The organism is Sphingomonas sp. (assembly GCF_024508665.1).
GTDB lineage: Bacteria > Pseudomonadota > Alphaproteobacteria > Sphingomonadales > Sphingomonadaceae > Sphingomonas.
The window spans coordinates 700,719-712,135 of record NZ_JANINP010000006.1 but is presented as its reverse complement, the minus strand read 5'-3'; the positions used below and the strand labels follow the sequence as shown (position 1 = coordinate 712,135).

Sequence of the window (11,417 nt, the reverse complement as noted above, 5' to 3'; positions counted from 1 at the left end):
GCCCGATCAGATCCCACACGTCCCCATCTCCGCCAAGCCGCGACATCCCCATCGAAAGAGGATCATGTTCGGTCGCTTAGCCGGAGAGGAATTCTAACGCTGCGGTCATCACGACATTCCTCATCCTCCGTGATCTAACCGGACCGATGTACTTGGCCTCCTGATATTTCTCCTCCGAAGCCTCGAATGCCTTGCCAATGGTGTCGAGCTCAACTGATTGCAGCGCCCTCTTCTGGTGATCAGTCAAGTCGAGCTTGGTCACGGATTTCGCCAGCAGAGCGGTCAGATTGACCGACAGGTCGGCCTCGATCGACGTCCCAACCTGCCGGTCAATCTCAGCGAATTGGGGATTGCTTCCGCCGAACTCAGTGAAGCGCTTAGGAGTGTTGTAACGCCGGAGTTCACCAATAACGGGGATCGGCGACACCTCGCCAGCGACGAGACAGCCGATATTGATGGCATAGCGCGAGCCGATCTGGCTGCCGCTACCCTTGTAGCCCTCATCTATCCTAGACAGCACGCCAGTGTACATAAGCAGCCGCATTGCCTCCTTGGCGGCGGCGGGGGCGTCCTTGGAGATCCAGATGACATTGCTCCGGATATCCCGTTCATTCTCTCTCCATCCGTCGTTCTTTTTCTTCGCCTCTGGAATAGCGTTGTTTTCCATGAACGTGCGGCCGAAATCGATCAGAGCCTTGTGGCCAGGGTAGCGCTCGGCAAGTCCGCTATGCTCGGCCCATATCTGGACGCGAAAGAATTCCTTGATGACGCTCTGGACCTCACCGGTGGCAAGCTTACCGGCAAGCGCGACGATCTTGAGAAGCAGGCGCGGATTTCCGCTGACTGCGTAAGCCAGCGCGTCGAAGTTTTCGCCACGACTCTGGATAGTGGCCGCCAGCGCCGAGTTCGCCTGCCGTAGCACGATCTCACGCATCTGCTTGGCGTAGTCGGGGTCCATGACATCGCGCGTCAGTTGCTCGATCTGAGCGTCGTGCGTTCCCTCGAACACTCCCCCGTACGCCGTAACCCCGGGATAAACGGCAGCATTGCAGGTCATCCGAGGCGAGCGTAGATCCCTGAAGAGCGTAAAAAACTGGCGCTGCTGCTCGGGTCTGAAGATGTGGGCGGCCTCGTCGAAAAGTAGATTGAAGCGCCGAATGCCGTAGTCCTCGCAGACGTCCTCGATCGCGTTGCGGAACTTTTCGACGGTGGGAACGCCAGCATCGTCGATTTCCAAGTCTGGTGTGAGGTAGGACTTTTCGAAGGCCTCGGCGATCTCTTCTAGCCTCGTCTCGCCCGTCGCCGCCGCCTTTTCATCGGTGCCGCCTGTGAGGACACGAAGCGCCCGCGAGGATCCCGCGACGAGGCCTTGCTTCTGCACCGCGCGGAATATCGCCGCGGAAACGCGGCTCAACATCCAATGCACGAATTGCCTAGGGCTAGGCGAATTCAGCAGGGAACTCTTGTTGAAGCTCACGTAGACCGGAAGAACACGGTCCTTTTCATACGAGGCGAGTTGCTGCTGCTCGCAAACGCGCAACAGCATCGATTTGCCGGTCCCGCGACTGCCCTCGATGATTACTGGGGTTTGCCCCTTGAGGAGCACGACGAGCTGTTCGTCGCGTGCCGTCGGCACAAACAGCTTAAGTGTCTCACTTGCGAGGATATCCTCGGTCCGAATGATGAAGTCCTCGGCGCCGATAGCAGCCATCAGATTGGTCCCCCAAGTCGCTCCCGTATCACGTTGATGTCTCCTAGGCGGTCAAGCAGCAGCGTCTCGACCGCCGAGAATTGACCAGCGGATAGCTCGTTCAAATATCTCATCGCTAGAGCAAAATGCACGACTGGGCGGAGCGTGTCCGCCTTCTCACACCAAGTGTTGAAGACATCGACATCGAAGCGAATGTTCTCCGGAAGCTGGATCGCGCTGGGTACGTTGCCATGCGTGCACTCCGACAGCTCACGGTATAACCCCTTGGCCACTCCGCGAAATGCTCCGACTCGCTCTTCGATCTGAGGAAAGAAGGCCCGTGCGAAGCGGACAGTGAAAACCCCATTCTCCTCATCCACTATGCTGCTCCAATAGGTGTCCTTGGCGTTACGTAGCCACTCAGCGCGCCCGATCGGATCTGACGAGAGTAGAACACCCTGGAGATAGAGCTCGAGGACCAGCCGCAATCCCTTAAAGGCATTCCGATATAAGCCTTGCGCCAGGCTGAGCATCGAGACGATGTATTCCCGCTGCGCCACCTCGAACAATGCGTTTTCTGGCCGATCCAGAAGCACACTGGACCAGGTTTCGAGGTCTGCCAGGAAGTCGTACCGCTGGGCTAGAAGCGCCTCGCGGCCATCTGCGTATGTTTGGCTAACAACTCCGGCGCACTGCGCGTGCAGCCCCTCAATGATCTCTCGCGGCGCCTTCGCTGCCATCTTGCCCCCGGCTATTGTCACCCCCGCCACACGATCACGGGGCCTAATGCTAGATAGCCGCAATGATTTCGGGGGCAACCCACCGCTCCGTGGTCAGCCATACGCGCCCCGCCGCGCGCGGCCAACCCTGCGTCGATCAGCCATTGCGCCTGCTGCGCCAACGCTTTTCCGACATCACGTCGCGAACCGAGGGAGCGATACCAGTTCGCAATCCAGCCAGGTCGGGGATCGGCACGGGCGAGCTCCGAGCCGGCGTGCATGCGCCTCAGCAAACGCCTGTGTCGCGGTCGGGGCATGCCGAAGCTGCAGGTCTATCGAATACGCCCATCGGCGCTGAACGCAGTTGATCCGCCCGCGACAGTACTTGCTTCCGGGACTAAGCTATCCGTGCAACACTGATCAAGTCGGGGTGAAGCGCCGGGCGGCGATCGCGCCGCGACGAAGGGGGAAGCGATAATGCGGACCGCGCTCTATTACCCGCACACTGAAATTCAGTCGGAACGGCTCGTCCGAAGCGCCCTGCTGACTTGGGATCGCGTAGAAACGATCGTGCCATGGAGAGGGTATCGCGGCCATTATGAGGACCGCGCCATGGCCGAGGCGATGGAGCTTCTCGGCGACGCGCGGTCACCGTCGGACGACCACAAGCGGCAGGTGCACGCACTGCTGGAGGACCTCCTCACAACTGGCGTGCCCGAGACCTTTCTTTACCGGACGGCGATGCGCCATCACGAAGATTATGAGATGTGGCCCCAGAAGCTGATGCACGAGACCTGGCAGATGCTCAGAGACAATGACCTAATCGGCGAGTTGTTAGACGATGCCGACTATCCGGCGAGCCAGACCGCTGGGCTGACCATCATGTCGATGTTGGCGGATGTGATGGCGGGTGAAACGCGGGCGCGGATCACCGATCGCGGCATCGCCTATGCGACGATCGCGAACCTACCCGGCGTCACGAGGAAACCGGCCGCCGCTGCCGACGGCCTCGACCGGGTTGTCCCCCTCACCTTCAAGAGCATTTCGCTCGATCAGATCGATCTCGGCAAGCTTGTCGCCTTCCGTAAACGCGAGGCCAAGGCGTCGGGACATCATTATCGCGCGCTGCGGCACCTCTATCTCGACCGGCTGGAGGAGCATCTTGCCGAGGCGGCCAAGTTTGTTCCGGGCTCTGATGATCGCGAAGAGCTCGACCGCGTGTTCGAGGAGGAGATGGAGGACGACCTTCGCGACCTAAAGGACGAACTTGGTGTGGCGCGTCGCGACGCACTGCTCTCCAAAGACACGCTGACTTTCGCGCTGGCGGGCGGAGCGCTTCTGGCGGCAGGCGTGGTAGCCGCGGCGGCCGCGGCCCCAATCGTCATCCCTGCGGCGCTCACGCTGACGGGCGCCCCGGCCACGATCGGTGGAATGTTGAGCACGTCGAACAAATATGCGGCGAAGCGCCGCGAGATACTGCGCAAACACCCGATGGCGTACATGTATGAGGTTGACGGCTGATCTCATTCGGCCTGCTGGAGGCGCGCCGCTAGCCCGCCATGACGATTTGCCCCCCGCACCGGTCGCAGTGCCCAGAGATCAAGTGATTCGACGGGCTTGGCCTGGTCCAACGATGACCCCTGAGCACCAAATGCCGCCTTCTGGCGCACGACATTGTCGATCTCGTTTACGGGCGCCCCAATATATCGCGCAGAAAGTCATGCATCCATGCCGGGAGAGTGTGCATGCCGCGGTGCAGATCCTCAACCATGGCGGCGCCATGATCGGGATGGCCGAAGACGATGCGCAGCTGTGCGCGGATGCGTTCGCTATCTTGCGGCAGGACGTCCTGCAGCCAGTGCAGCGCTTGCACCACGCGCATTGCCGGTCGTCCAACCCAATAAAGCTTGCTGGGAGCAGTTTTCCTGAACACGATGACGAGATTGCCCAGCTTTAATGATTTGAGGCGCGCGTCAGTATGAATGACGATTTTCGCTGGCACCGCGTTCGTAAGGCCCAGGTCATTGGCTGCGGTGAGGCCGTCGATGAGCATGCGGGTTTGATCGCGTCGCGACAAAGCGTCGATGACGGCGCGAGAATCGGGATTTGTGAGCTTGCCGGTTAGGCTGTTGGTTTTGGGCTTGTCGTAGAGGCCGCGCGCGAAGCGACGGATCTGTTTTGCCCGCGTCAGTCGATGGAGTGCCTGGTCGACGGTATCACGTGTCCCGAGATCGAGAAAATCGACCGGCGTCCACGCGCCGAACGGCGCGGCTTGTTCCATCCGATCAAGTATTTGCCCTTTCAGATTCAGACCGGTCCCACGCATCAGCGTCTCCTTGTCAGAAATATGTATACGTGTTTCTGACAAAAATAGGAGCGTTTCGGCTGAGGGCTCAGTTTTTCGTGCAAAGGGGCTTTGAGATTTTCGCGCATCTGAGATGCGAGAAAATTTGCTGCGACGACACGAAAATCGACGGGGGCCAGTGAGCCCAGGCCGGCGTCTGATGAGATCGATAATTCCCCATCACGCCTGATCTACACCAATGCGAGAAGGGGCCGGCTCGGTGCGGACCGTCTGCCTCGAAGCATTGAAATTCATGCTCGGAATATACCGGCGGTATATTCCGAGCGCATATTTCGAAGTGCTATGACCGGCCTCGGGCAGTCACGCTTTCGGAAGCAGGGCGACCGTTTCCCCCTTCAGTTCGCGGTCCAGCAATTGCGCCAGGAACTCCGTGAAGGGGCGAATGTCCTGCCGGCCGCTGGCCTCCTCAAGCGCAGCCATATAATCGGCGCGCTGCTCGACGGGCACAACCGTCCACGGATAGCCGCCAGCCGCGAGCATGACATTCATCAGGAAGCGGCCGGTTCTTCCATTCCCGTCCATATAGGGATGGATGTAGACGAAGATGAAGTGGCCGAGGACGACGCGGACCGCAGGCTCGGTTTCATTGCTCAGCAATTCGAAGAACACCGGCATCGCATCGCGGACAGCATCGCAGTTGAGCGGTACATGCATCGAGCCGCGCAGATAGACCTGACCGTTGCGGTATCCGGCGAGATCGCTCGCGCCGATCAATCCTGCGGTAACACTCGGCGCGAACATCTCGCGATACCAGTCGCCGTGCTCGTCGTCGGCGACGAGACCGGGGTTCTCGCCGGCCAGCACGCGATTCAGGCTTTTGAGAACAGCTTGATAGGCGAGCCAGTAGCCGCGTGCGGCCAGTCCATCTTTATATTCGCGATCCTGCTCGTCGGCTTCCGGATTCCACGTGCCGCTGCGAACGCGCTCGATCAGTTCCGGACTGACGCGATAGCCCTCGATCGATAGCGAGTGATAGGCGTCGGTGACGTAGCTGTCCTGCACGCGCTTGAGATAGGCGCCGATATCGGCGGGGCGGCCCGGCGGCGGTGGGAATCGCTCAAGGACTGCTCCGCGCATCTCCTGCCACATCAGGCGGATGCGGCCTGCGTAGGGAGAGCGTTCGCGCGCCGGGAGGAGAGTCTCTAGCTTTGTCGCAAACGGATCCTGCTCGCGCACGGTATAGCCTGCCGATCGCATCGCCTTCAAAATGTCGTCGGCAATGCGTTCGCGTCCGATATTGCGGAAGGCGCCAGCCAGACGGCCGGCGATCGCGCTGTGGCCTCCTTGGAGCAATCGTCCCAGCAATTCGGACGCGTCCCGCACGGTCGCCAGGGCTGCTCGGGCGTCGATCGCATTGTTTTCATAGAGACCGGGGGCACTCGCTATGAGGGCAGCGGGAATCGAGAAGAGGCGCAACCCGTCCTGCACCGCGACATCTTCAGGCGCCGGAATTGCCGCGCGAACGTCGAACAAAGAAGTGCCCAAGGGCAGTGCCGTCGGCTTGTTGCCGCCTCTCGGCGTGCGCACGAGGAGCTGCTTTGGAACTGTACGATTCCCCGTTTGCAGGGCAATCGAAAGCTCGGGGGAGAGGGACCAGTCTTCACCGAAGCGTTCGTTCAGATAGGCGCTGCAGAAGCCCCAATAGGAGGTATACCAGGCCGTGCTTTCGCCAGCACCCGCATCGGGCCGTGCGGGGATATACCAGCCCTTCATGACTTCCTGCAGGAAGCCCTGCTTCATGAGCAGCTCGCGCTGGGGCCGACTAAGATCGTCGCTGCGGATGGCGACGAGGTTGCGGTCCTGAAGCGTGCGGAGCGTATCGAGCGCGTCCGCGAGCTTTTGCTGGGGAGTGGCCACCGCATTCACCCTCGATGGTGCGCAACCATTAGGTTTTCGTGTCGCGCGATTATTAGGTTTTTGCGCTGTGCCACTTTTAGGTTATTATGTCGAGCGAAAATTAGGTTTTTGTGTTGGACGGTCGGAACCCTGCTATCCGAGACATCTGCCGAAGCGACCAGATACGCGCTCAACCGTCCGAAATTCGTAGACGTATTTCGGACAAAGCTCCAACCAGCCCACTGCCCCAGAGGACTCGAACCGCCCCATCCATTCACGTCCAGCCTTTTCCACGAATCCAGATCGTGCTATTGATGCCCGTGGCGACTTCGCAAGTCTATGATTTGACTGCGAAATCAACCGCTTAGCTGCCCAGCGATCAAGCTCTTCTGGGCACCATTTCCTGTTCGCTGAGGTCTTCGCGAATGGGATAAGCACCGGAAACGTGGACTTTTATCGGCTTCCTTCCAGCAGTCGCGCCCGCTCGCCGGAAATGAGGAGCCATTTTTGAGCCACGGTTTTGGCCCGACCAGCGACCTCAACATCGCTGACCGGAAGCCGCCGCGGCTTGATCCTGCCGTCGCACGAGGCTGCCGTCGTATTTCTGTTCACAGCAGCTGATTCCGGCGTTTTTGACAACGTTCAAAGCCGGGGGTCGACCGGCTCGCTCTCCATCGCCAAGACACCGAACACACATTGGTGCACGCGCGTCAGCGGCGCGTGTTCGACGAAGCGATGGAGCGCCTCCATCCCCAGCGCGAACTCACGCATTGCCATGGAACGCTTGTGACCGAGCCCACGTTTCTTCAGGCGATCCAGGCTCTCCGGTCGATCGTAGTCCGGGCCGTAGATGATTCTCAGATACTCGCGGCCACGGCATTTGATGGCGGGCTGGAGAATCCCCTTCTGGCCGCGCGCGACGAAGTCGAGCGGTTTCACCACCATACCCTCGCCGCCGGCCTCCGTCATTGCTTCCCACCAGGCAACGGCATCGGCCACCTGCATTGGATCATCCAGATCGATCCGTCGAAAGGCGGTCGCAAGAAGCAGCGCGGGGTCCGCCGCAGCGAGCTTATGCGCTGCCGCCATGTGCCAGAGGTGGTCCTTGTCGCTGTGCACCGCGCCTTCGCTGGCGAGAAGATGGAAAGGAGCGATGCGCAGATCATCAATGCCGGCGAACGGCGCAACGTAGCGGTTGTAGGCCGCGCGGTAGCGTAGCGCGTCGTTGAGCCGCGCGGCTGTCATATCGGCAAGCTCGCCGACAGCCACACCCCTTGCCCAAGCAGCGGCAAGTGCTTGCGATACCGCATCCAGTCCGGAGATCGCGGCTGCTCCGACGGCCGCATATTGCCCGCGGACCAGCGAACCGGCCTTCATGCTCCACGGCAGGATTTCGCTGTCCCACAGCACCCAGTCGGTGCCAAGTTCGTGCCACAGGCCAGACGCCTCCATGGCGGCGTCGACGCGGTGCAACGCAGCAGCTTCGAGCGCTGCGTCGTTGAAGAACCTGCGCCCAGTGCGTGTCACGATCACACCGCGCGCGCCGTCATGCACGCCGAAGCGTTTCTCGGCCACGCTCTGGTTGCGCGCGAGCACGACCAGCGCACGCGATCCCATATGCTTTTCCTCGGCGACGAGCGCCTTAACACCCTTGCCGCCGTAATAGGCGAAGGCTTCCTCGGGTCGCTCGAGCCAGCCGTCCATGGCGGTGGTTTCGGCGGGCGACATGGTCGGCGGCAGATGGATCAGCCAGCGGGGATCGACGGCATATCGGCTCATGACCTCGAGCGCCGCAGCGGCATTGTCCTCGCGGACGGTAACGAAGCCATAGAGGCGCGTTTCGATCGCCTGCTTGCCTAGCACGTCGGCAAGATTGAGCTGATGCTGGCCAAGGCCGGTGTCGGCCGCCGGCGCCTCCAAAGGGCGGATCGGCTCGTAATAGGCGCGTGCCGCCGGCACCGAGACCAGATCGAGCTCGGGGTAGCGTAGCGCGGTCAGTTTGCCACCGAACACGCATCCCGTGTCGATACAGATCGTACCGTTCACCCAATTCGCCTCGAGCGCCGGCGTGTGGCCGTATACCACCTTCGCCTTGCCCTTATAGTCGGCGGCCCAGTCCCAGCGCACCGGCAAGCCGAACTCGTCGATCTCGCCGGTCGTCTCGCCATACATGCAGAAGCTGCGCACCGCGCCCGATGCGCGGCCCTGCATCTCCTCCTTCACGCCGGCATGGGCGACGACCAGCTTGCCGCCGTCGAGCACATAATGGCTGATCAGGCCGTCGAGCCACTTGCGCATCTCGGCGGCGAACTCGGGCGGCTCCTGCGCCAACTGTTCGACGGTCTCGGCCAGACCATGACTCAGCTTGACGTTACGACCGTCGAGATGGCGCTTGAGCTTGTCGTCATGGTTTCCGACCACGGCCAGGGCGGTGCCCGCATCGAGCATGTGCTTGGCGATCCTGAGCACATCGGGCGAACGCGGGCCGCGGTCGACCAGGTCGCCGACAAATATCGCACGGCGGCCCTCGGGCGGGGTGACGGTGACCCGCTTACCGTCCCACGCGACCGCATAGCCAAGGTCGCGCAACAGCGTTTCGAGTTCATCGGCGCAGCCGTGAACGTCGCCAATGATGTCGAACGGCCCCAGCTCGTCGCGGCGGTCGGTCCACAGCTTGGTTCGGACGATCTCGACCGCGTCGATTTCCTCGACCGAGCGCAGGCGATGGACGTAGCGCAGCCCCTCGCGGTTCAAACCGCCGAACGACCGCTTGAGGCTCTGGATATGGCGCCGAACCGGACCGGGGCCGAACTGACGGTCGGGGCGCGCGGCATTGCGCGCGACCGCGATGTCCTCGGGCACATCGAACACGATCGCGACGGCGAGTGCGTGCCACTTGCGTGCGAGCGCGATCAGCGGCTTGCGCGATTCCGGCTGGACGTTGGTCGCATCGATCACGGTGAAGCGACGCGCCTTCAGCCGCTTCTCCATCAGGTAATGGAGCACGTCGAAGGCATCGCCAGTCGCCGCCTGGTCGTTCTCGTCGTCAGCCACCCAGCCGCGCATCCGGTCCGATGAGATCACCTCGGTCGGCAGGAAGTGCTTGGCGGCAAAACTCGACTTGCCGCTGCCCGAGGCACCGACGAGAAGCACGAGCGCGAATTCGGGGATCTCGATCTTCATGCCGCGACCCTCGCTTCGTCGGTGCGCGTGAACACCGCCACCTGCGTGGGATGGCCATGGGTCGCATCCTCGCTGCCGATGCCGTCGAAGCGCACCGCGTAGCCATAGGCGAGCCCGACGCTTTCGGCCCAGTGACGGAACTCATCGCGGGTCCATTCGAAGCGATGGTCGGGATGGCGCATCGCATCCGGCTTCATGCTCTCGAATAGCGTATTGTATTCGCGGTTCGGCGTGGTCACGATCACCGCGCCCGGCCGCGCATGGCCGAACACCGCTGCTTCAAACGCCGGCAGTCGTTCAGCTTCCATGTGCTCGATCACCTCGATCACTGCGGCCGCATCGAACCCCTTCAGACGATCATCGCGATAGACCAGCGAGCCCTGGAGTAGCTCGATCCGCTGGCGCTTCATGTCCGGCATATAGTCGAGCCTGAGGCGGTCGGCGGCTCCCGCCAGCACGCGCGGCGCGACCTCGACACCAGTGATCTTGCTGAGCCCTGGCACTTTGAGAAGCTCGCGCAAAAGCCGGCCCTCGCCACAGCCAAGGTCGAGCAGGCTCTGCGCCCCCAATTCGCGTATCAGCGCAACCACTCGTTCCATCCGCTGGTCGTTCAGGCGGATCGGCTTTTCGATCGCTTCCTCGGCGGCATCGCGGGCGGCATGCTCCTCGGGTTCGTCAGCCTCGACCCGCTCGTCGAGCAGCTTCCGAGCCTGACGCATCAGACCACCGAAGCCACGCAGATAGCGCCGCACGATCAACTCGCGAGCGGGGTGCGCCTCCAGCCACCCCTCGCCCTTGCGCAGCAGCTTCTCCACCTCGGCCTCGCCGACATAATAGTGCTTGTTGTTGTCGAGTACCGGGATCAGCACGAACAGGTGGGTAAGCAGCGCAGCGAGCCGCACCTGGCCCGTCAGCTTGAGCGACACATAGGGGCTGTCGCCCCAATCAGGGTGCGCGGGGTCGAGCGGGATCGGCGTCGCGTCGACGGCATAGCCGAGGGGCTCGAAAAGCTTGGACAACAGATCGGCCGCGCCGCGGGCGGGCAGCGGTGTGATCGTCGCCTCCAGCGGGATCGGTTGATCGGCCAATTCCTGTCGAAGCTTCGAACGCCCGCCCATCGCGGTGTTGAGCAAGCGCCCCAAGGCGACGGACAGCAGCGACGACGCCGCATAGGGTCGATCGTTGACATATTGCTCCTCGGTGCTGCCCTTGCCGCGCACCAGCTCGACAGGATCGACTTCGAGCGTGATCGCGGCCGTGCACTGCTCCTCGCTCGCCTCCGGATAGAAGAGCGTCGCCTTGCCGAAACTGAGCTCGACCGAATGCACATTGTCAGGGTGCTTCATCAGCAAGAAGCCGAGATCGGTCGCGGGCTGATGCGTGGTCGTGATGGTCAGGAGCATCTTGAGATCCGGAAATGAAAAAGCCCCATCGAGGGCTCGACGGGGCTGCGGGTCATGGTCGGGTGGAACTAAGGTCCGACTATGGCGCAGCGCAGGCGCGAGGGTGATTGGCGACGATGCCCGGATACGAGACGCGCAACATCCCTGCTTCGGCGAAGCAATGCGAGGAAGCCGTTCCGGTCGAGCGCTCGGTCATGTTGCCAAGCATCTAGTGGACTGGC

At 61.8% G+C, this 11,417-nt stretch carries 7 protein-coding genes; 1 reads left to right on the top strand and 6 read right to left on the bottom strand.

Features of this window, described 5'->3' with window-relative positions; genetic code table 11:
• Positions 1-76: 76 nt before the first annotated feature.
• On the bottom strand, positions 77-1,711 hold the full coding sequence (locus tag Q0L25_RS12220; RefSeq protein ID WP_296614604.1) for a hypothetical protein: 1,635 nt from the start codon (positions 1,709-1,711) through the stop codon (positions 77-79).
• The gene (locus tag Q0L25_RS12215) at positions 1,711-2,430 is read right to left on the bottom strand and encodes a hypothetical protein (protein ID WP_296614602.1); all 720 of its coding nucleotides are present in this window, start codon (positions 2,428-2,430) and stop codon (positions 1,711-1,713) included. The genes Q0L25_RS12220 and Q0L25_RS12215 overlap by 1 nt, the downstream gene beginning before the upstream one ends.
• 456 nt (positions 2,431-2,886) lie before the next feature.
• On the opposite strand from Q0L25_RS12215, the gene Q0L25_RS12210 reads away from it, so the two are divergent.
• Positions 2,887-3,930, top strand: coding sequence for a hypothetical protein (locus Q0L25_RS12210; protein WP_296614601.1), 1,044 nt, complete (start codon positions 2,887-2,889; stop codon positions 3,928-3,930).
• A 166-nt stretch (positions 3,931-4,096) separates the two neighbouring features.
• On the opposite strand, the gene Q0L25_RS12205 is transcribed toward Q0L25_RS12210, so the two are convergent.
• The 4 genes from Q0L25_RS12205 to Q0L25_RS12190 all read right to left on the bottom strand — a co-directional run bounded on the left by Q0L25_RS12205 (position 4,097) and on the right by Q0L25_RS12190 (position 11,196).
• Entirely contained in the window at positions 4,097-4,735 is a 639-nt protein-coding gene (locus Q0L25_RS12205; RefSeq protein ID WP_296614600.1) for a DUF6088 family protein, read from the bottom strand.
• Between the two features lie 339 nt (positions 4,736-5,074).
• Positions 5,075-6,631: a Fic family protein gene (locus Q0L25_RS12200; protein ID WP_296614598.1), complete on the bottom strand. Its 1,557-nt coding sequence runs from the start codon at positions 6,629-6,631 to the stop codon at positions 5,075-5,077.
• A 621-nt stretch (positions 6,632-7,252) separates the two neighbouring features.
• Entirely contained in the window at positions 7,253-9,793 is a 2,541-nt protein-coding gene (locus Q0L25_RS12195) for a polynucleotide kinase-phosphatase (protein ID WP_296614596.1), read from the bottom strand.
• Positions 9,790-11,196 (bottom strand): 3' terminal RNA ribose 2'-O-methyltransferase Hen1, encoded by a 1,407-nt coding sequence (locus Q0L25_RS12190; protein ID WP_296614594.1) that lies wholly within the window; start codon positions 11,194-11,196, stop codon positions 9,790-9,792. The genes Q0L25_RS12195 and Q0L25_RS12190 overlap by 4 nt, the downstream gene beginning before the upstream one ends.
• Positions 11,197-11,417 lie beyond the last annotated feature (221 nt).

Bases quoted from the DNA above. Each gene is read 5' to 3' on its own strand.
- Q0L25_RS12220 (WP_296614604.1), bottom strand. From the start codon at position 1,711: ATGGCTGCTATCGGCGCCGAGGACTTCATCATTCGGACCGAGGATATC.
- Q0L25_RS12215 (WP_296614602.1), bottom strand. From the start codon at position 2,430: ATGGCAGCGAAGGCGCCGCGAGAGATCATTGAGGGGCTGCACGCGCAG.
- Q0L25_RS12210 (WP_296614601.1), top strand. From the start codon at position 2,887: ATGCGGACCGCGCTCTATTACCCGCACACTGAAATTCAGTCGGAACGG.
- Q0L25_RS12205 (WP_296614600.1), bottom strand. From the start codon at position 4,735: ATGCGTGGGACCGGTCTGAATCTGAAAGGGCAAATACTTGATCGGATG.
- Q0L25_RS12195 (WP_296614596.1), bottom strand. From the start codon at position 9,793: ATGAAGATCGAGATCCCCGAATTCGCGCTCGTGCTTCTCGTCGGTGCC.
- Q0L25_RS12190 (WP_296614594.1), bottom strand. From the start codon at position 11,196: ATGCTCCTGACCATCACGACCACGCATCAGCCCGCGACCGATCTCGGC.